Source organism: Pedobacter fastidiosus, assembly GCF_014306625.1.
Taxonomy (GTDB): domain Bacteria; phylum Bacteroidota; class Bacteroidia; order Sphingobacteriales; family Sphingobacteriaceae; genus Pedobacter; species Pedobacter fastidiosus.
In genome coordinates this window covers 117,224-138,081 of the sequence record NZ_JACRYL010000003.1, presented here as the reverse complement: position 1 = coordinate 138,081, position 20,858 = coordinate 117,224, and the positions used below count along the sequence as shown (strand labels likewise).

The window sequence follows — 20,858 nt, the reverse complement described above, 5'->3', positions numbered from 1 at the left end:
TGCTGTATTTATTAGAAAGTAACTTGAAGACCTAATCTATAAGTAGCTGATAAAGGATAAACGCTAGCGTCTATTCCTGCATTTGTTGGTGTACCACCAATTTCAGGAGTAAATCCTTTATAACCGAAAATGTTTATTGCGTTTTGAGCATCAACAAAAACTCTTACTTTTTGCATTTTCCATTTGTTGATTAACATTGAAGGTAATGCATAGCCTAATTGAATATTTCTTACACGAATGTATGAACCGTCTTCAACATAGAATGAGTTTGGTGCTGCATTTGTTGTGGAACCTACGTTAGCAGATGGATAGGTTGTGGAAGTTCCTGCACCATGCCATCTGTTATCATAAAAGTCTTTACTGAAATTCTCATTACCAAAGCGGTAAGCCACGTTTGCATTGTAAACATCAACACCACCAACACCTTGTACATCAATAGCTAAATCGAAATTTTTGAAGCCAAATGTTGTGTTCAAACCATAACTATACTTTGGATTAGGATTTCCTAAAACAACACGATCTTTCCCATCAATAATTCCATCACCATTTTGATCTACATATCTGAAATCACCTGGTTTAGCAGTTGTTTGAGCTGAAGAAGCAACTTCTGCAGCAGTTTGAAAAATGCTTGCAACTTTGTAACCAAAGAATTGACCAATAGCGCCACCTTGAATTGTGCGTGTTGCCAATGCACCATTTGCAATACCTGCACCGCCGGCATAAATTGGATTTTGGCCAGTTACAACTGATAACACTTTATTATTATTGATACCGATATTAGCACTTACAGAATAACTAAAGCCACTTTTTGATTTATCAGCATAAGTAGCTAGGAATTCAAACCCACGATTCTGGAAATCTGCTTGATTTCCAATTAAAGTTCCTGATGCTGTGCCAATTGAAGTTAAAATTGGAATTTCGAAAATTGCTTGTTCAGTTTTTTTGTTGTAAACTCCAGTTTCAATACTTAAGCGATTATCCAAAAATCTAGCTTCTATACCAAGATCTGTTCCTGTAGTTCGTTCCCAATTTAAAAATGATGGTACCAAAGAGTTTACATTAGCTCCTGTATAACCTACGCCATTGAAGAACGCGACTAAGTTTCCTCCTTGGGCAACAGTTAAAGTTGTTGGGTTAATTGGAACACCTGCGTTACCAACCTTACCCCAAGATCCTTTTAATTTTAAGTAATTTACGATTTTTTGGTCTTTCATAAATTCTTCATTACTAATTACCCATCCTGCTCCAACAGCTGGGAAATTTCCCCAAAGATCTCCACCACCAAAAAATTGTGATGCTCCATCTCTACGAATGGTTGCGTTTAATAAATAACGATCCTTGAATGAATAATTTACGCGACCGAAGTAAGAAGCTGAAGTTGTTAAGCTCCCTCCATCTACAACTGTACGGGTAGCCGCAGTACCTAATGAAAGATATAAATCTCCATCACTTGTGTAAGGAACATCAAATGCTGTTGAATTAATATAATAAGATTTTCTTCTCTGAGCAGTTGTACCAGCTAAAACAGTGATGTTGTGATCTCCAAATGTGTTTTTGTACGTCAAAGTATTTTCTAGAATCCAGTTTCTAGTTTCTGTTCTATTAATGTTTAAAGTACTTTGGGTTGTTCTTTGTCCTTGGGTAGCTGCATAAACGGGTGAATATGCCCGCACTTCATTCTGTCCGAAATCACCACCTGCACTTGTTCTGAAGGTAAAGTTTTTAGCGACAGTTAGTTCTGCATAAACATTACCATTAAAACGGTAGTTTTTAGATTTTTGATTGAAATAATCTAAAGTAACCTGAGGGTTAAAATTATTACCACCGCCTAGGCTGAAGTCATTCGCGTCACCATAGCTTCCATCTGCATAATAAACTGGAACTACAGGGCCAGCTGCATATAATTGACGAAAGATACCACCATCAATATCATTTGTATTAATAGATGTACCGGAAACTGTATAACCAATTTTTAAAGGTTTTAAAACCTGAAAATCGTTTGACAATTTAGCAGTGTAACGCTGATAATTTTGTGTTTTAACAATACCATCTTCGTTAGTATATCCTAAAGAGAAATTATAAGTAGTTTTTTCAGTACCACCGTTTACAGAAATCTGATGATTGGTTTGCAATGCATTTCTAAATGCCTGATTATACCAGTTAGTTCCTGTTCCAAAAGAAGCGGGATTAGCAAATAAAGGATTTGCTCCGTTTGAAGCCGATAACTCATTGATAATAGTTGCATATTCGGTCGCATTCGCCATTTCAACTTGATTGGTTACAGCTTTAAAGCCAACCGATCCATTATATGTAATAACTGGATCACCGGTTTTACCTTTTTTAGTTGTAATTAAAACAACACCGTTAGCTGCACGAATACCATAGATCGACTGTGAAGATGCATCTTTTAAAATGCTTAAGTTTTCAATATCACTTGGATTTAAAAAACTTACATCATCATACCAAACACCATCCACAACATACAGAACTCCAGTGTTTCCGTAGATTGTTCCCGTACCGCGAATTGTAATTTGCGGTGATGAACCAGGTGCTCCATTGTTTGTAATGGATACGCCAGCAACTTTACCCTGTAATGCACTTATTGGATTGGTTGATGCTTGCTTTGAGATTTCTTCTCCTTTAACTGTTGCAACAGATCCTGTTACGTCAATTTTTCTTTGCGTTCCATAACCTACAACCACTACTTGATCTAGTTGTTGAGAGGATGATTGCAATACTACATTAAGTGCAGTACGATTATTAACAGCTACTTCTTGAGTTACATAACCTAAGTAAGTAAATACCAATGTTGCGTTCGCCGGAGCGTTGATGCTGTATGCACCCGTTGCATCTGTTTGTGTGCCATTTTGTGTTCCCTTTACTAACACGCTTACGCTAGGAATGGTCGACTTGTCGCCACCATCTGTTACCCTACCTTTTACGGTAATGTTTTGCGCAAATGCTACGTTAATTGCGAGTAAACAAATTCCGGCTAGAACAGAAATTCTTGTAAAGATTCTTTTCATGCTTATTATAAATTTAGTTTAATTGTTAAGTTAAATGTGAGGTTGTTTTTTTATCTGTGCAAGTGTTCTCACCTCTACATTATTACATCAACTAAAAGAGTGGGGTATCTCATCAATTAAAACCAAATGGGATTTTGGGCTAAAAAGGCAGTTTTATCAATTGTAACTGAATAATTACCTGTACACAGGTGTACAAAATACACCAAGTAATTTGTGGGGTAAATTTTTACGTTATGAGAGGTAATGATGTAGTAGCTAAACTTGAAATTTAGAGGGTTAACCAATAAACTGAGGTTTTGTGCAAACGTTCCCGACCTGCCATGAGAATAGATTATTGCAAAAATCCGACCCAGTTTTACAATTCCATTAAAAATTCGGTTAGATTTTTATCGTGTGGTACTTCTAGCTTTTTGCGCAAGCGATATCGACGGATTTCTACGCCTCTTAAGCTAATGTTTAATAGGGAAGACATCTCTTTACTACTCATATTCATTCTTAAATACGCACAAAGCTTTAGGTCGTTTGGAACGAGATCAGGATGTTGTGCTTTCAGTTTTTTGAAGAAGCTTTCATGAGCCTCATTAAAACTATTTTCGAATAAATGCCAATCTCGCTCATCGTTCATTCCGTCATTAATAACCTTTTGTATTTTTCGGGTTTGATCTTCTGATAATTTCTTGCCACTTTCATCTTTCAACTTAGCAATCTCATCACTCAGTTTTTGGAGCAATTCATTTTTATAAACCAAAGTCATTGCAGAGTTGGCTAATTCTCTGTTTTTTGAGGCCAGCTCTGCCTGAAGTTTTTCTGTTTGAAGCTTATGAATTTGTCTTTCATTTGCTTCAGCTTCCTGTTTCAGAATTTCATCTTGCTCAGTTTTTAATCGATCGCTAATTTTTTGACTATCCTTCTGAAGTTTTCGCTCATAAATTTTCTTGCCCATTATTAAAGCCACTACTGCAAAAATTAGGTAGAAGAGTATGGCCCAGTTATTTAAATACCAAGGCCTTAAAATCGTAAATTCATAAGTTGTAACCTCACTTATAGATGAATCATCAGTTTTTGCCCTTACTTTAAACTTATAATTGCCACTACTTAAATTGGTGAAATCCTTTTGTGTAGCATAGCTCCAATCAGACCAATCTTTAGAATAGCCTTCTAAATAATATTGGTATTTTACCTTGGCCTGTCTGTAGTATGGAAGTGCAAATGAGATCCGGATGTTGTTTCTGCTATAGCGAATCTCGGTTTGATCGCCACTATTTCCAGTTTCACTAATGGTGAAATATTTGTCGGTAATATCATCTACTCGTCTGATTAAAACCGAAGGAAGCTTGTGGTTTGGTAAAGTTGCATTCTGGCTGGTATTGTAAATCACAAAGCCGTCATCAACACTAATTAAGTATATAGAACTGCTAATCCGACTTATATTCTCATAATACTGAACCATCCTTCCATCCAATAAGCTAAACTGATTAGAATCAATATCGATTTTTCCGGGTTCTGCAAAGTTTACTAAAGCCGTCTTACCATGATCTATAAACCAGTATTTTTTATCGCCCGCACCTATAATTTTATTTGATGTAGAGAAAGAACCGAGTTTTTTATTGAGTACCTCGTACTTTGTAAATTTGTTGCTCAATTCATCGTAAGTATAAAATCCAGCGTCAGATGAAAAGACAATTTTATTTTCTAAATTGAAAATATTAATGTTGTAATTACCTGGAAGTCCGTTTTTTTCGTCGAAATATTTTGTGCTCGTTACTTTTGTATAATCTGGGCTCAAAGTTAATTTATATAATCCCTTGTAGGCATGAGCAACCCAAACATCGCCTTTATTGTCTTGCTCTACATAGCGAGATGGCGCATCAAAACCTCCTATTTTAGTAATAAATTTTAAGCCAGAAGCTGGCGATTTTGAAAAGAGTGCAAGCCCGGTATATGTTCCTTGAATTAAATTATTCGGACTGGAGTTTAACTTCTTAATTGTCCAGCCACCACTCGAATGAGAAACCCATTCAATTTTATCTCCAAGCACTTTAAATGTTCCATTGTTGTGGCCACAAATCAGTTCATTGTCTATAATGACCAATTCCCAAACTTGGCCTTGTGAATTGGGAATCAATTTAAAATTAAAGGATAGTAATTCTTTATTAGGTGCCCATTCACTATAAAATAAGCCTTGATTGGTTCCGAGATAGATTTTGCCATTAAAAATGATGCTGGAATATACTGTTCCAAATTGCCCCGTTTTATCGAAATAGAAATAAAGGGGAGAGTTTAATTCAATTCTGTCGATTCCGTTATCCAAGCCGGTCCACAAATTTTGTTCATTATCGGCATATAAACTTAAAACTGTATTGTTTTGGAGTCCGCTGGATTTATTGATTTTCTGAACAATCCGACCATCTTCATCTATAATGATTAATCCATTTAAAATGGTTCCGTAAGCATAATATTTACCCAATAAACTTACGCCATTGTTTAGCTGATACGTTTTTAAATAGTTGTTTGCTGGCGTATTTAAAGCTAAAAAATCTTTACCGTCGTAAACAAACAAACCGTTTTTACTCGTACCAATAATAAAGCCTCCGTTTTTATATGGTAAAATGGATAAAATACCCTCTTTGCCGAGTTTGTCGCTTTTTGGTACAAACTCTAATTTATTTCCTTTTAGCTCAAAAAGCCCTTTGTCTAAAACCTCAATAAAATATCGGTTGTAAACCTTATGCAAAAATAAAAAAGACGAAGGCGACTTAACGATTTCAATTTTATTGTTTTTATAAATGAAGATTCTAGAAAAGGATTGAAAGATTACCCGGTCTTTATCTACATAAATTTTCCAAACTTCATCGGTAACAGTTACACCTTTTGGTAAAAGATTAGTGAGCGAATTGTATGCAAGTTTATTATCTTTTATTGCCCAATAACCAAATTCCCCAAAGCTTCCCGTGTAAATTCGACCTTTATTATCGGTAGCTACAGATCGAACAATTTGCCTGTTCGGCATTTTATATTTCTGCCAATAACGTCCATCAAAAGTGAGCAAACCTTCAGCATTTCCAAAGTACATTACCCCATTTTGATCTTTTGCAATGCTCCAATTCTGATTTCCAGAAGCATAAACTGCTTTTGGATAATTTTCTATATAAGGAACGCCGATACTTTTAATATCAGAAGCAGAAAGTTTAAAAGATATTAGAATGAGGGATATGAAAAGGAAAAGTACTGTTTTTTGCATAGAATGGTTATTTGGCTAAGCCATTGTTGCAACAAAGTAAATGAAAAAAAGTGGATATAAGCTAATAGACAATAGTTAATGGTTAAAAATGAATTGTTGACTAATGTCCTAATTCTGAAACCAATAGATATTAACCATTAACTATAAACAATTGACCCTTAACATAAAACTTCCGCTTTTTTAACAACTGGTTGTGGCACTTTTACATAATAGCCAGTTCCATCATATGGGCGTTTTCTTGGGTTAGTTGTACAAACAGTAGAACAGCATCCATCTAAGGCATCTCCACAGTCATCGCATTGCGTAATGTGTTCATTACACTCTGGATTGGCACAGTTAATCATTTTTGGAGTGGTTTTGCCACAGTTGTAGCAAACAGAAACTATTGATGGATTTACCTCGTTAACATCAACTGCAATTCGATTATCAAAAACATAGCACTTACCCTCGAAATCTTTTCCTCCAGCTTCTTTTCCATATTTTATTATTCCACCATGTAGCTGATAAACATCATTGAAGCCGTGATGCAAGAGCAGGGCGGATGCTTTCTCGCACTTAATTCCTCCGGTACAATAGGTTAATATTTTTTTGTCTCTGTATTGGGCAAGTTGATTGATCTGTTCCGGGAAATCGCGGAAATTCTCAATATCAAGCGTTATCGCATTTTTAAATTTGCCAAGATTGTGCTCGTAATTAGAACGAACATCAAGAATAATTACATCCTCGTCATCTTTCATTTTCATGAAATCCATAGGCTCTAAATGCTTTCCTGTTTGTTCGTTTGGGTTGATAATCGATGTATCTCTTAAACCAGAGTGAACAATTTCCGATTTATAACGACAGTGCATTTTTATGAAAGATGGTTCTTCCACATCATCAATTTTAAATTCTGTTTTGGCAAATCTTTCATCTGCATGAATGGCTTCCATGTAAGCTTTACAAGCCTCGGCTGTTCCAGAAACGGTGCCATTTAAACCTTCATCGGCAACAATAATGCGTCCGACTAAGTTTAGCGATTTACAAAATTTAAGGTGATCGGTTGCAAATTGCTCCGCGTTTGCTATGTAACTATAGCAATAATAAAGTAGTGTTTGATATTTTTCCATAACGCTATTGATACCGTTGCAAACGGCGTTTAAAGCGTGGCAAAGATAATGCTTTAAGCTGAAAAGACCAAAGCAGAACGCTTTAATCCTGCTTTGGTCTTTCAGCTTTAGTCTTTGGCCTTAAAAGCCATAACTAATTCTAAATCCTTGGGTTAATTTACGTGCGCCATCATAAGCAAAACCATAGCTTGCTCTTAAAACCAATCGCTGTAAACCAAAATAAAACTCTTTGTAGTTTCTTTTTTCTGGTGAGGACAAATAACCTCCACCTATAAATTCTTCTAATCTTGCTTTACGCAACAACGGAACTTTATTCATAAAAAAGCCTGCGAAATTATGCTCTAAATGAGCTTCGAAATATTGCTGATTGGTGCTAAATTGATAAAAATCTAGATATTGAAATTTCCTAATGTTTGGTGGGAAGATGGTTGAAATGTTTCCGGAAAAATGTTTGTACTCTGGATAATACAATGATTTATTGTTTAAGAATTTTCCTACACCCACCAAGAAAGAGGTATATCCCCATAAACCCAAACCAATTCTATCTTGATAAACTTCTGCTTTTACAAAATCATAATCAACATCGCTGCTTAAAACATCTTTAAAACCTTTCTTGTATAAAACGGTAATTTTGGGAAATTTAGATTCCGTGTAAAACTTGCCATCGGGGCGGGTAATATATTTCTGGCCAATCGTATAAACCAAACTTGCTGTGGCACTAAACGAGTTATAAGTTGGGAATAATGGAGTCTCAGAATCTGGCGTAAACGGATTGTTGGAGGTAAATTCCCGATCCTTGGCATCAATAAATTTAAAAGTCGAACTGTTGGTTAACGTGTGATTTCTTGCATAATCTACGCTAATACTTCCTTGCAATCCATTCGCCAATTCTCGAGTCGTATTAATATTGAAAAAACTCTTTTCATAGTATTTCGGGAAATTCTTTTCATAAAATAACGAGTTGATGGAATTTCCAAGTAAAGTCATAGAACCAAGATTGTTTAAATCGAAAATTCCATTTCCAAAAGACGCACCAATACTTGCACGTTTCAGTGGGTCATAGTAATAACTTCCTGTTAAACTTCCTGTTAGTTTTTGGTTTGCAAAACCGTAACGCAACTCTGGACGGATGCTGTACGATCGTCTATTTTCAAAATCTTTGCGATAAGTTACGCCATACTTTATAGCAAAACCTTCAACTGTGTTGTAAAATATTGCTCTTAAAACCGGATCAAATGTGTAATACTCCTTATCATAGCGGTCGTTTTTGCTATATCCTCTAAGTAGTAATTTTCCAATCCCAAATTTATTATTGTCTTTTTCTATTGAATCTAAATACTTTTTAGATTCTTTCAATTTAGCCACACTATCCTTTTTAACGTAGTTTAGCTTTTCATCAATTGTCAAAGGAATCGGGCGATTGCTTTTCCAGTATATGGAATCCTTTTTGTTAACCATTTCGGTTATTTTTAGGATTTCGCCGTTAAAAAAATTCTTCGGAAACTTAGGATCTAGATTGTAATTGCTATAAACACCTACATAATAACCGGCAAACTTAAAGCCCAAAACATTGCCAGCAAACTGGAAATTGATGTTGGTTGGCATGTAAACATCTTTAACCTTTGTAAAAGATTGGTTAATGTTTAAAGTATCAATAAAGTTGATTCCTGCATTTTTGGTTAAGAATAAATCGGTATTGTAAATTCTCCAGCTCTCATCCATAATGTAAATTATACCTCTAAAAACGGGATCGTTTTCACGGCGAGGAATCACTTCGATTTTATGAATGATTTCTCCATTTTCCTGAGTTTCGCCAAGCAGTTTATATTTATAATAGAATAGTGCATTATCAGCGATTGGTGAAATAAATCCCCTCGCACTTAAAGTGTTTTCCAACAGGTAATTGTCGTAAAAATTGATGATTAAATCTGATGCTTTATTAAAACTGAATGCATTATTTCGTCCTGCAACTTTAGATGAAATCATTTCTTCGTGAACATCATTTGGTCGTCTGAAACTAAACTTGCTTTCCGATTCTGACAAATAAATGATCCCTTTTCGGTTGGTATCAAGTTCTAAAACTTTTTGAATATCTTGACCGAAAAACTTCTTTGGAGCACCTTTTAACCGCTGAACACCTTTTATGTAAACATTGCAATCAAAAGCCTTAACTTCTGTTAAATGGTTTTTGCGTTCTTTTATCGCCTTGCGAATTATTGCATAAGCAGGGTCTTCTGCATTCCCTCTAATGGTAACATTATCTAGCGTATAACTTTCTGAAGATAGGGTAACATTAAGGTTTTGATCTTCATCAAGGTTGATAATATGCTCTTGCTGTTTATATCCAACAGCCCTAAAACTTAATGTTTGTTGTCCTTTATTTAATCTGATAGAATATTTTCCATCAATATTGGCTGATGTGCCTTGAGTTGTGTTTTTTAAATATACAGACGCAAATGGAACGGTCTGTCCACCAGAATCTTTTATTGTACCCGTAACTGTGTATTGTTGTGCAAAAGCGAAATTAGTTATGGATGTTAAAAGAATGAGTGCGCAGAATCTTAGCATATGTGTGATTAGTAAGCTATAAATATCGAATAAGTTTTAACACTATACATATAGGTAGGTGTTAAAGTTTGTTAAGATGAAAAAAAAATAAATTTTCAGTCGATTTTAAAGTTCAAAAAACATAGAGATATTACATTAATAGCGAATCAAACGTTTGTTCTTAAGGCGTTTATCAAATGTTGGCTTTTTAGGACTGTAAAGAGTTTTTTTATAACTTTGGCGCAAAATCAACCATTAGCAAAAAGCCATGTATAAAACATTACAACCAGCTCTTCAAAAAGAGTTAGAAGAGATAGAAAAAGCAGGATTGTTTAAACGCGAACGTATTATTATAACGCCACAAGGTGCGGATATTAAAGTAAGCGGCGGGGCAGAAGTTACCAACTTTTGCGCTAACAATTATTTGGGTCTTTCTTCTCATCCAAAGGTGATCGAAGCTGCAAAAAAAGCGATTGATGATCATGGCTATGGAATGTCTTCTGTTCGTTTTATCTGTGGTACACAAGATGTACATAAAGATTTGGAGGCAAAAATTTCTAAGTTTTTAGGTACTGAAGATACCATTCTTTACGCAGCTGCTTTTGATGCAAATGGAGGTGTTTTCGAACCTTTGTTTAACGCGGAAGATGCGATAATTTCTGATGAGTTAAATCATGCATCAATTATTGATGGCGTTAGACTTTGCAAAGCGCAACGTTTCCGTTATAAAAACGCAGATATGGAAGATTTGGAAAAGCAATTAATTGCAGCCAAAGATTGCAGACACAGAATCATTGTTACCGATGGAGCTTTTTCTATGGATGGATCAGTTGCTCCTTTGGATAAAATTTGCGATTTAGCAGATAAGTACGAAGCCTTGGTGATGATTGATGAATCGCATTGCTCTGGTTTTATTGGTAAAACTGGTCGCGGAACACATGAGCATTTCAATGTAATCGACAGAATAGATATTATTACCGGAACTTTGGGTAAGGCTTTAGGTGGTGCGTCAGGAGGATTTACATCAGGTAAAAAAGAAATTATTGATATGCTTCGCCAACGTTCTCGTCCATATTTATTCTCGAATACTTTAGCACCTGCAATTGCTGGTGCATCTATCTCAGTGTTAGATATGTTGAGCGAAACGACTTCATTAAGAGATAAGTTAGAAAGCAATACAAAATACTTCCGCGAAAAAATGACTGAAGCTGGTTTCGATATTAAGCCAGGTTTCCACCCAATTGTTCCAGTTATGCTTTATGATGCGAAGATTGCTCAAAGCTTTGCTGCTAAAATGCTTGAAGAAGGGATTTATGTAATTGGATTTTTCTATCCGGTTGTTCCTCAAGGAAAGGCAAGAATTAGAGTTCAATTATCGGCTGCACATGAGCAACATCATTTAGATAAAGCAATTGCAGCGTTTACTAAAGTTGGAAAAGAACTTGGCGTAATTTAAAAATACTCCTGTTTAGAATATATAAAAGCTGCCAGTGGTGGCTTTTATTGTTTTGAGTTCATTTTGTGCAATAATTACATTTAAATAGATTATTTGAACCGAACAACCCTAAAAATTTTAGAAAATTAGCTGTATATTTGAAGCCATGTTACAAGATAAAATAACACAATACACTGAAAAAATTAATGCTTTTGTAACTGAAAAAGCAGACGAATTAGAACAGTTCCGAATTAAGTATTTAGGAAGCAAAGGAATTATTAAAGAAATTTTTGATGATTTTAAATCTGTTTCTGTTGAAGAAAAAAAATCTTTGGGTAAAGTTTTAAATGAATTTAAACAACTTGCCGAATCAAAATATCTTACGTTAAAAGAATCTACAGAGCGTGCTAATGTTAAATCTGATGATTTACAGTTAGATATGACATTGCCCGGAGAAGGTTTTGAAATAGGTTCACGCCATCCTTTAGCTTTAGTTCGCCGTGAAATTGTAGAAATTTTTGCCAAACTTGGTTTCAATGTAGAAGAAGGTCCAGAAATTGAGGATGATTGGCACAACTTCTCTGCTTTAAATTTCCCTGAAGAACATCCTGCTAGAGATATGCAAGATACATTCTTCATTAAAAAGGGTGGGGAAAAAGGTGATATCGCTTTGCGTACCCATACCTCTTCTGTACAGGTTCGAATGATGGAACAAGGGAAACCACCATTTAGAGCAATAATGCCTGGTCGCGTTTATCGCAACGAAGCAATATCGGCAAGAGCGCACTGCTTTTTCCATCAAATAGAAGGTTTGTATGTGGATGAAAATGTATCATTTGCAGATTTAAAACAGACATTATTTTATTTCGTTCAAGAACTTTATGGCGAAGGCACCAAAGTACGTTTCCGCCCTTCATACTTTCCTTTTACAGAGCCATCTGCAGAAATGGATATCTCTTGCACCATTTGTAATGGTTCTGGTTGCCAATTTTGTAAATACAGTGGTTGGGTAGAAATTTTGGGCTGTGGAATGGTAGATCCAAACGTATTGGAAAACTGCGGTATCGATTCTAAAAAATATAGCGGTTTTGCCTTTGGAATGGGAATCGAACGTATTGCTAATCTAAAATATGTGATTAAAGATTTACGATTATTCTCTGAAAATGATGTTCGTTTCTTGAAGCAATATAAATCTGCTTTGATTTAATAATGAGATACTTACTTAGCATATTGTTCGTATTTATTCTCTTTACCGGTTGCGGTAAGGAAGATGATTTTATTCCAGAAGTAGCCGTAAATTACAGCACGCTTTTAACCGATCCAAGTTTAACAGGTTTGAGCTCTGGTAAAGCAATTGTAGTTAATGGTTATGGTATTTCTGGTTTAATTTTATATAGAAACGTGGCTGGAAAATACTTGGCTTACGATAGATGCAGTTCGGTTAATCCACAAAATAAATGCGCAGTTACCGTTGATGACTCTAATATCACGGTTACTGATCCATGTTCGGGTGCAAAATTTTTGCTCGAAGATGGAAGTCCTGCTAAAGCTCCAGCAGTAAAATATTTAAAACAGTACACTGTAGGGATTACAGGAAATACAATACGGGTAAGCAATTAAAAATGGAAGCTGAAAAAATTAAAGAAACAGTAAAAAAAGCCGCTAAAGAACTTTTTAGAAAATACGGATACCACAAAACCAGTGTAAACGAAATTGCTAAAAAAGCTCGAATAGCCAAAGCAACCATTTATAAATACTTTGAAAGTAAAGAGCAGGTTTTAGATAGCATCTTAATGGATTATCTAGACTCGAATCTTCATGAAATACTGCACAATAAATTGAGCTACGCATCAGAAGAGGAGCACTTGAAGGCTTTAGTAATGAAAACCAGCAGACTTTCTTTTACGGCTTGTAATGAATTTATCGGCTGGGATTTTGTTCGAGAAAATGCAAACTCACAAGAATTTTTAAAGCATTTATCTGATCAATTGGAAGCGTTGCTTTTAGCGGCTTATCTTCAATTGGATAACTTTAAAAATAATCCCGCAAGGCGAGAAGGGTTAGCCTTTTTGTTAAAAGCAAGTAAGAGTATTGTTTTTTCTTTTGCTTTTACTTCTGTAAGCGATTCTGATGTTCGCAAAAACTTTGTGAGTTTTCAAAAGGAAATTCTTCCATTCTTAGTTAAGGCTGCATTATAACAAAGAATTACTGCAAAATTATTGTTTGTAGTAATCCTTTATTTTAAATTTCTGCACTGTTTTTTTAACTTTTCCTTCAACTATTTTTTGAGTAATTACGGTTACATCATCTCCAATACTCGAATCTTCAATAACAGAAGATACTTCAATTAGCCCTTTCTTATCGTCAAAATTATAATTGATTGTTTTATCATAGCAACAACCATCCTTTTGATGGATGGCAAGTTGTTTTAATTTTCGATCTACATCAAACATACCCAAATTTTCACTTGCCAGTTTTGTAAGTTCTTTGTTTAGGATAAATTTATTTCCAATGCTATTCAGATAAACATCGTATGATGGCCCGCTATAAGCGCCATTACTTCCATTTCTAACTGCGATATCTTCTAAGCCATCGAAATTAAAATCGCCAAAAATTAAAGGAGTTTGATACTTGCCTAAATCTAACCATCCGAGATTTGCATTTTGCTTTTCAGTTAAAGAAAAATCCAAATCAATAGAATTGAAAGTCTGCAATTCTGCCTCAGTTGCCTTATCGTAAAGAATAATCGTGGCTTTTCCACCACAATTGCCATCGGCACAATTGGCTACAAAAATTTTGGCCTTGTATTGATTGGAACTGTTTAATGCAAGAAATTTAAATTGTGCTTTAGCGTAACCTGATGCAAATAATAGGAAACAGAAAACGAGGATGTTTTTCATTGTAAATATTTTCGGTAAAAATACTTCAATATCTAATTATCAAAAGTTAAAAAAGGTTAACGTTCTCGCTTTCTGTTTTTTACATAATTAGTAATAGCTTCTTTGGTTGTTAACCAGTTTCGGCCTTCTTTGTATGCGTCTATTTTACCTTGGCGGGCAAGCAAACTCACATATTCTTGGCCATATTTAAATTCTGGTTCAGAAACGATATGTGAAATGGTTTCGTACTCGCCATAAGTATTATTAGGCATTGCGTTAAGGTAAATGTTTAACGAGCGTTCAATGGCCTGAATCATTAATAAACACAATTTATGATAACTCCCTTTGTTTGCTTGATTAAGCGCTTCGTAATATTTTTTTCTATCATTTTTTAAAATAATGGCAGGTGGAAACCCTTTTCGCATTAGGAGCAAATTCATTGCAAGGCGTACCGTGCGACCATTGCCATCAAAAAAAGGATGAATCCAAACTAACTTATGGTGAAATAAAGTAGCCATCATCACATCATTTAAGCCAGATGTATTATCGTTCACAAATGAAATGAGTTCATCCAATAAATCAGAAACCTTATTTGCATTTGGAGGAGTAAAATTTGCCCCGATTATGCGTACACCACCATTTCTTAACCGACCAGCAAAATCATCTTCTATACTGCGTAAAACTAAACCATGAAGAGAAAGAATATCGATACTTCTTATCGTATAACTATCCTTAACAAGTGTGTATAAATAATCAATGGCTTTTTCGTGATTGTAAACCTCAAAGTGCTCTCGAAGCGATTTGCCTTTAACCGTCATGCCTTCTTGCAAAACCATTTGGGTTTCTTTTAGGCTAAGGGTATTGCCTTCTATACTATTCGAGTTATATGTCCATTCTAAACTCAGATCAGTTTTGATTCTTTGTAGGGCGCTATTTGGCAGAGGCCTTGATTCATCAAGCTTTGCTTTTTTCTCATACAGCCTGTCAATTTGAGGTTGTAATTCTTCAATATCTGTCAAATCAAATTTCCACACCCCCAAATGTACTAATATCGTTTCGGATTAAAAAGCACTTATCCGATATTAATAAATCTTTAACAAAAATATCGGATAATGTTATTTTATTTCTATCCGATATTAAAAATATATTTTCTATAAAGTTGTTACTCCCATTTAAAGACTTTAACAGCCACGGCATAAATGCCTATTCCCCAAAGTAAAAGAATCATAATCTGAAATTTAACATCCCACAAGCCCATTCCCTCAAAAGCAACTTTACGCATCGCATCATTTAAATACGTTAATGGCAAAGCTCTACTTATGGGTTGCAACCAGGTTGGAAAAGCCTCGATTGAAAAGAATGTACCCGATAATAAAAATTGAGGCAAGGTTACAATATTCGAGATAGGAGGAACCATACTTTCATTTTTAGCAACTCCTGATATGATAAAACCAAAACCCATAAAAACAATTACACCAAGAGTTGCCAGTATGAGCATATTGACGACCGTGAGTGCTCCATGGACGAGTGTAAATTCAAAAAAGAAGTGACCAATTAATATAATAAATAATGCACCAATTAAAGCAAAACCAATTCTGGCTATGCCTTCTCCAATCACAATGCTTGATCGTTTAACAGGCGTGGCAAAAAATCGTTTAATTACAAGCGTTTGGCGCAAGCTTAAGAACACAAATGCAGTACCGAATACACCAGTACTAAGTAGAGAGAAGCCTAATTGGCCAGGTAAAATAAAATCTATGGTTTTATATTCACGACCTTGAACCGTACTTTCCTTAATTTCTGCAACTGATGGTTTTAGGTTTTTGTCATAAAAGAGATTATTCAAAACCGATTTTAAAATATTGCCTTTATCCATTGATGCTGAGGTATAAACAACATTTACAGAGTAGGCAACAGAGTTTACTTTTCTGTGCACATCAATCATGGCATCTACGTTACCTTTTTCAAGAAGTTTATCATAGTCGGTTTTTGATTTGTTTTTAACCAAACGGATCATGCCAGTTTTTTCAAGCATCCCTATTACCGGGTTTTTCATGTCAGAACCGGGCGTTATGCCTACATCAATATGTGTTCCACCACCACCTAAAAATCCAAAAACCAGTATAAATATTAGGGGGAATGCCAAAGTAAAAACCACTGCCGACGGACTCCGTATAATGGAGCGGAAACTCGCTTTTGCAAGGGCTAATGTTGCTTTTGTATTGCTGTAACCCCCAGCCCCTAAAGGGGAGTTTGAATTTCCAGTATTCATATAAGTATAGTTTTTTTATGTTTTATTTATGCTGTCTTTGCTTTTTTGCAACTCTATTTCCATCTAGCTTTTAGCTTCCCCTTGAGGGGCTGGGGGGTTACTCCCGCCATTCTTTTCCAGTCAAATTAATAAAAACATCCTCTAGGTTTGCTTTTTTAACTTCTTTCTTGCGTTCAAAACCACTATTTACCAACTTATCAATTAAGTTATCGGGAGTATCTAAAGCAATGATTTGACCTCGCTCTACAAATGCTACTCGGTCGCAAAGTTGTTCGGCTTCGTCCATATAGTGCGTGGTAATTACAACGGTCGTTCCTGCATCTCTTATTTCAGTAATCAAATCCCAAAGGTTTCTTCTTGCCTGAGGATCTAATCCTGTAGTTGGTTCATCCAGAAAAATAATTTTGGGCTGATTAATTAAAGTAGTTGCTATAGAGAAACGCTGTTTTTGTCCGCCAGAAAGTGCTTTATATTTTGCTTTGGCCTTATCCTGGAGATTTACTTTTTCGAGCATTTCCATAGGCTTTACATCAGCTCCATATAAACCTGCAAAAAGTTCTAACAGTTCTATAAGGTTTAAGTTCGGATAATAACCTGCGGCCTGCAATTGAACGCCAATAATTTTTTTGATGCTTTGAGCATGTTTATCAACCGAAAAACCATCAACAATAATTTCGCCTGATGTTTTTTCTCTTAAGGTTTCGATGATCTCTAAAGTGGTGGTCTTGCCAGCTCCATTTGGACCGAGCAAACCAAAAATTTCGTTTTCGTAAACCTCAAAGCTTAAGCCTTGAACCGCAACAAAATCATCATATTTTTTTACCAGATTAGTTACGCTGATAATGGCCTTTTTTGTTTCCATATTACTAATGTAAGGAGCTTTAGATGAATAGAAAATGAATTTTATTACAATGAGATTAAAATGTCGGTAAAATGATGTTTTTAGTAGGTAAGAAGCTCATAATAAAAAAAATCTGCGAATCTTCAGCTTAACATAGCCACAGATTCGCAGATTTGATATGTAAAATTTTAGTTTTTAAGCTTTTACATTAATGCTTAAATTACCAAACTAGATCGCCTTTCATTACGTCAACGAAATCGTCGAATAAATAACGAGAATCGTGAGGGCCTGGAGAAGATTCTGGATGATATTGAACTGAAAATGCTTTTTTACCTTTAACACGAATTCCTTCGATAGATTTATCGTTTAAGTTTACGTGCGTAATCTCAACTTTATCGGAGTTTCTAACTTCATCAGGAATAACACCGAAACCATGATTTTGAGAAGTAACTTCGCAATGATTTTTAATGATATTTTTTACCGGATGATTTAATCCACGGTGACCATTAAACATTTTCATTGTGCCTATATCATTCGCTTCAGCCAACAATTGGTGACCTAAGCAAATGCCGAACAAAGGTTTATCTTCAGCTAAAATTTCTTTTATAGTTTCAACTGCGTAAGGCATTACTGAAGGATCGCCGGGGCCGTTTGAAATAAAATAACCATCGGGATTAAATTTTTCCATTTCAGCAAATTTTGTTTTTGCTGGGAAAACTTGAACATAAATATCACGATTTTCGAAACTGCGAAGAATGTTTTTCTTAATCCCTAAATCTAGTGCGGCAACTTTTAAACTTGCATCAGGATTTCCGTAGAAATAAGGTTCAGTTGTGCTCACTTTAGATGAAAGCTCTAAGCCTTCCATTGATGGAACCTCAGCCAATTTCTGTTTCAATTCATCTAAATCTGTAATTTCTGATGAGATAATAGCATTCATTGCACCTTTGTCTCTAATATGGCGAACTAAAGCTCTAGTATCAATATCAGAAATGGCAACTAAGTTATCATTCTGGAAATAATCTTGAATAGATTCCGTAGCCTGTTTACGGCTATAAACAATGTTGTAGTTTTTACAAACCAAACCAGCAATTTTTATCGATTCAGATTCAATTTCATCTTTCTGGATTCCATAGTTCCCGATATGCGAATTTGTGGTAACCATTATTTGTCCAAAATAACTTGGATCGGTAAAAATTTCCTGGTAACCTGTCATGCCGGTATTAAAACAAATTTCGCCAGTAGTGGTTCCAATTTTCCCGGCTGCTTTGCCGTAAAAAACTGTGCCATCGGCCAGTAATAAAATCGCAGGTAACTTGGTGTAGTTAGTCATGGTAATTACAATATGGATTTTGATTTAAAAAAGAGTTGAAAAAAGAGATGCTCTCAGCACTAAAGCTGTTTTTGCGGGGTGCAAAAAAAGATGAATATATCCCTTCCATTTCGGGGTACAAAGATAGGTTTTAAGAATGGGAATCTAAAAAGAAATGTGAAATAAGGGTGAAGCTAAATACAGAAAGAATAGGAAACTGTTTAAATTTCGCATATAATCATGTACAACTTCTGGTAAGTGAACGAGGCATTTTAAGCTGTTTTTTAAGTAAGGAGCATTTATAAATAAATCCATTAAACCTTTTGCTTTGGTCTTTGGTCTTTTCGCTATCATCATTTCGCTTTGGTCTTTCTGCTTAAATAAAAATCAATACTTTTGGAGTACAAAACAAAACCCATGTCAGTACACAAAGAAATTAAGCGAATAACCACACACATTTTGCAAGAAATGAAACAACGTGGTGAAAAAATATCTATGCTTACTGCTTACGATTATTCTATGGCTACCATTTTGGACGATGCCGGATTAGACGTTTTGCTTGTTGGCGATTCTGCTTCAAATGTAATGGCTGGTCATGAAACCACCCTGCCAATTACTTTGGATCAAATGATTTATCACGCTGCTTCGGTAATTAGAGCGGTTAAACGTGCCTTTGTAGTGGTAGATTTACCTTTTGGCTCCTATCAGGGAAATTCAAAAGAAGCTTTGAATTCGGCCATTAGAATTATGAAAGAATCTGGTGCCCATGGTGTTAAATTGGAGGGTGGTGAAGAAATTATCGAATCCGTTCAAAGGATAATTACAGCTGGGATTCCGGTAATGGGCCATTTAGGACTTACGCCCCAATCTATTTATAAATTTGGAACTTATACTGTTCGTGCAAAAGAAGAAGAAGAGGCTAATAAATTAAAAATCGACGCTTTAGCTTTACAAAATGCTGGTTGTTTTGCAATCGTTTTGGAGAAAATCCCTGCTTCTTTAGGAAAAGTAGTTTCTGAAAGCATTCAGATACCAACTATTGGAATTGGCGCTGGGCCAGATTGTGACGGACAGGTTTTAGTGGTTAATGATATGATTGGTTTAACGAAGGGATTTAAACCTCGTTTTTTGCGTCAATACATTAATTTATATGATGAAATTTTGGGTGCTGCGCAATCTTACATCCGCGATGTGAAGGCAAATGATTTTCCTAACGATAAAGAACAGTATTAGCCCCCCAGCCCCCTAAAGGGGGAGCTACAAGCGAGACGGAAATATCTCCTTAACGCAAATGGCAAAATGGAAATAGCGATCACAAAGTATTAGTATTATATGAACGATAGAAAATCAAGTTCCCCTTTAGGGGCGGAGGGGTTATGCCAATAACTGATAAAGACATACTTTTTGAAGACAATCATCTAATCGCCATTAATAAAAGGGCAGGCGATATTGTGCAGGTTGATGAAACTGGTGATGAACCTTTGGATGAACAGGTAAAGAAGTACATTGCTAAAAAGTATAATAAACCTAATGGGGCATTTTTAGGTGTTGTACATCGTTTAGATAGACCAGTTAGTGGCGTTATCCTTTTCGCTAAAACCAGTAAAGCATTAGAACGGATGAACGCAGTTTTTAAAAACCGAGAGGTTAAGAAAACCTATTGGGCTGTAGTTCGTAATAAGCCAGAGATTGAATCGGCAACTTTAGTTCATTGGTTAATTAAAAATCCACAAAAAAATGTGGTCACTTATTATAATTCGGAGGTTGAAGGCAGTCAAAGAGCCGAACTTTCCTATCGGTTGGTTGCAAAAGTAGGCGATTATTATTTATTAGAAGTAGATCCACTAACAGGCCGTTCGCATCAAATACGGGTTCAGCTTTCTTCAATGGGCTGTCCTATTGTTGGCGATAATAAATATGGCTATCCAAGAGGAAGTAGAAAAGGTAGTATTTGTCTACATGCCCGAAGATTAAGATTCGAGCACCCTGTTAAAAAGGAGCCTGTTAATATTTTTGCAAAATTGCCTATCGATGGTTTTTGGGAGCGCTTCGAAAATTTGTAGAACCACAATTCGATATGGGTTATTTTTTGCCCAAATAGTGGAAAAATTTCCCCAACTTAATTTCCCCACTTTTTAAATGGATGGTTTAAATGTGATCTAATGCAGATATTGTTTTTGGCATGGTATTTAAATATTG

15 protein-coding genes are annotated in these 20,858 nt (G+C 35.4%); 6 read left to right on the top strand and 9 right to left on the bottom strand.

Features of this window, described 5'->3' with window-relative positions:
• Nucleotides 1-11: 11 nt before the first annotated feature.
• The 4 genes from H7U22_RS04240 to H7U22_RS04225 form a co-directional block, all read right to left on the bottom strand.
• Nucleotides 12-3,026: a SusC/RagA family TonB-linked outer membrane protein gene (locus H7U22_RS04240; protein WP_187070103.1), complete on the bottom strand. Its 3,015-nt coding sequence runs from the start codon at nucleotides 3,024-3,026 to the stop codon at nucleotides 12-14.
• Between the two features lie 355 nt (nucleotides 3,027-3,381).
• A complete protein-coding gene (locus tag H7U22_RS04235; protein ID WP_187070102.1) occupies nucleotides 3,382-6,267 on the bottom strand; it encodes a ligand-binding sensor domain-containing protein in 2,886 nt (961 codons plus the stop codon).
• Between the two features lie 158 nt (nucleotides 6,268-6,425).
• A complete protein-coding gene (gene trhO, locus H7U22_RS04230) occupies nucleotides 6,426-7,373 on the bottom strand; it encodes an oxygen-dependent tRNA uridine(34) hydroxylase TrhO (protein ID WP_187070101.1) in 948 nt (315 codons plus the stop codon).
• Nucleotides 7,374-7,493: 120 nt separating this feature from the next.
• On the bottom strand, nucleotides 7,494-9,941 hold the full coding sequence (locus H7U22_RS04225; protein WP_187070100.1) for a DUF5686 and carboxypeptidase regulatory-like domain-containing protein: 2,448 nt from the start codon (nucleotides 9,939-9,941) through the stop codon (nucleotides 7,494-7,496).
• 247 nt (nucleotides 9,942-10,188) lie between these two features.
• Here H7U22_RS04225 and kbl point away from each other — a divergent pair, with 247 nt between their 5' ends.
• The 4 genes from kbl to H7U22_RS04205 all read left to right on the top strand — a co-directional run bounded on the left by kbl (nucleotide 10,189) and on the right by H7U22_RS04205 (nucleotide 13,553).
• A complete protein-coding gene (gene kbl, locus H7U22_RS04220; protein WP_187070099.1) occupies nucleotides 10,189-11,376 on the top strand; it encodes a glycine C-acetyltransferase in 1,188 nt (395 codons plus the stop codon).
• A 145-nt stretch (nucleotides 11,377-11,521) separates the two neighbouring features.
• Nucleotides 11,522-12,562: a phenylalanine--tRNA ligase subunit alpha gene (gene pheS, locus H7U22_RS04215; RefSeq protein WP_187070098.1), complete on the top strand. Its 1,041-nt coding sequence runs from the start codon at nucleotides 11,522-11,524 to the stop codon at nucleotides 12,560-12,562.
• A gap of 2 nt (nucleotides 12,563-12,564) precedes the next feature.
• Nucleotides 12,565-12,975, top strand: a complete 411-nt coding sequence (locus tag H7U22_RS04210; RefSeq protein WP_187070097.1) for a Rieske (2Fe-2S) protein — start codon at nucleotides 12,565-12,567, stop codon at nucleotides 12,973-12,975.
• A 2-nt stretch (nucleotides 12,976-12,977) separates the two neighbouring features.
• A complete protein-coding gene (locus H7U22_RS04205; protein ID WP_187070096.1) occupies nucleotides 12,978-13,553 on the top strand; it encodes a TetR/AcrR family transcriptional regulator in 576 nt (191 codons plus the stop codon).
• Nucleotides 13,554-13,571: 18 nt separating this feature from the next.
• Here the strand turns inward: H7U22_RS04205 and H7U22_RS04200 are convergent, their stop codons facing one another.
• From H7U22_RS04200 to carA, 5 genes are all read right to left on the bottom strand, one after another.
• The gene (locus tag H7U22_RS04200) at nucleotides 13,572-14,255 is read right to left on the bottom strand and encodes an XAC2610-related protein (protein ID WP_187070095.1); all 684 of its coding nucleotides are present in this window, start codon (nucleotides 14,253-14,255) and stop codon (nucleotides 13,572-13,574) included.
• Nucleotides 14,256-14,311: 56 nt separating this feature from the next.
• Entirely contained in the window at nucleotides 14,312-15,268 is a 957-nt protein-coding gene (locus tag H7U22_RS04195) for a Fic family protein (RefSeq protein ID WP_187070094.1), read from the bottom strand.
• 128 nt (nucleotides 15,269-15,396) lie between these two features.
• Nucleotides 15,397-16,506, bottom strand: a complete 1,110-nt coding sequence (locus H7U22_RS04190; protein ID WP_187070093.1) for an ABC transporter permease — start codon at nucleotides 16,504-16,506, stop codon at nucleotides 15,397-15,399.
• A gap of 97 nt (nucleotides 16,507-16,603) precedes the next feature.
• Entirely contained in the window at nucleotides 16,604-17,368 is a 765-nt protein-coding gene (locus tag H7U22_RS04185) for an ABC transporter ATP-binding protein (RefSeq protein WP_187070092.1), read from the bottom strand.
• A gap of 199 nt (nucleotides 17,369-17,567) precedes the next feature.
• Entirely contained in the window at nucleotides 17,568-18,680 is a 1,113-nt protein-coding gene (carA, locus tag H7U22_RS04180) for a glutamine-hydrolyzing carbamoyl-phosphate synthase small subunit (protein WP_187070091.1), read from the bottom strand.
• A 396-nt stretch (nucleotides 18,681-19,076) separates the two neighbouring features.
• On the opposite strand from carA, the gene panB reads away from it, so the two are divergent.
• Both panB and H7U22_RS04170 read left to right on the top strand, forming a co-directional pair.
• Nucleotides 19,077-19,892 (top strand): 3-methyl-2-oxobutanoate hydroxymethyltransferase, encoded by an 816-nt coding sequence (gene panB / locus H7U22_RS04175; RefSeq protein WP_187070090.1) that lies wholly within the window; start codon nucleotides 19,077-19,079, stop codon nucleotides 19,890-19,892.
• A gap of 143 nt (nucleotides 19,893-20,035) precedes the next feature.
• On the top strand, nucleotides 20,036-20,722 hold the full coding sequence (locus H7U22_RS04170) for an RluA family pseudouridine synthase (protein ID WP_187070089.1): 687 nt from the start codon (nucleotides 20,036-20,038) through the stop codon (nucleotides 20,720-20,722).
• Nucleotides 20,723-20,858 lie beyond the last annotated feature (136 nt).

Bases quoted from the DNA above. Each gene is read 5' to 3' on its own strand.
- kbl (WP_187070099.1), top strand. From the start codon at position 10,189: ATGTATAAAACATTACAACCAGCTCTTCAAAAAGAGTTAGAAGAGATA.
- H7U22_RS04235 (WP_187070102.1), bottom strand. From the start codon at position 6,267: ATGCAAAAAACAGTACTTTTCCTTTTCATATCCCTCATTCTAATATCT.
- H7U22_RS04190 (WP_187070093.1), bottom strand. From the start codon at position 16,506: ATGAATACTGGAAATTCAAACTCCCCTTTAGGGGCTGGGGGTTACAGC.
- pheS (WP_187070098.1), top strand. From the start codon at position 11,522: ATGTTACAAGATAAAATAACACAATACACTGAAAAAATTAATGCTTTT.
- H7U22_RS04205 (WP_187070096.1), top strand. From the start codon at position 12,978: ATGGAAGCTGAAAAAATTAAAGAAACAGTAAAAAAAGCCGCTAAAGAA.
- H7U22_RS04170 (WP_187070089.1), top strand. From the start codon at position 20,036: ATGCCAATAACTGATAAAGACATACTTTTTGAAGACAATCATCTAATC.
- panB (WP_187070090.1), top strand. From the start codon at position 19,077: ATGTCAGTACACAAAGAAATTAAGCGAATAACCACACACATTTTGCAA.
- H7U22_RS04210 (WP_187070097.1), top strand. From the start codon at position 12,565: ATGAGATACTTACTTAGCATATTGTTCGTATTTATTCTCTTTACCGGT.
- H7U22_RS04185 (WP_187070092.1), bottom strand. From the start codon at position 17,368: ATGGAAACAAAAAAGGCCATTATCAGCGTAACTAATCTGGTAAAAAAA.
- trhO (WP_187070101.1), bottom strand. From the start codon at position 7,373: ATGGAAAAATATCAAACACTACTTTATTATTGCTATAGTTACATAGCA.
- H7U22_RS04240 (WP_187070103.1), bottom strand. From the start codon at position 3,026: ATGAAAAGAATCTTTACAAGAATTTCTGTTCTAGCCGGAATTTGTTTA.
- carA (WP_187070091.1), bottom strand. From the start codon at position 18,680: ATGACTAACTACACCAAGTTACCTGCGATTTTATTACTGGCCGATGGC.
- H7U22_RS04200 (WP_187070095.1), bottom strand. From the start codon at position 14,255: ATGAAAAACATCCTCGTTTTCTGTTTCCTATTATTTGCATCAGGTTAC.
- H7U22_RS04225 (WP_187070100.1), bottom strand. From the start codon at position 9,941: ATGCTAAGATTCTGCGCACTCATTCTTTTAACATCCATAACTAATTTC.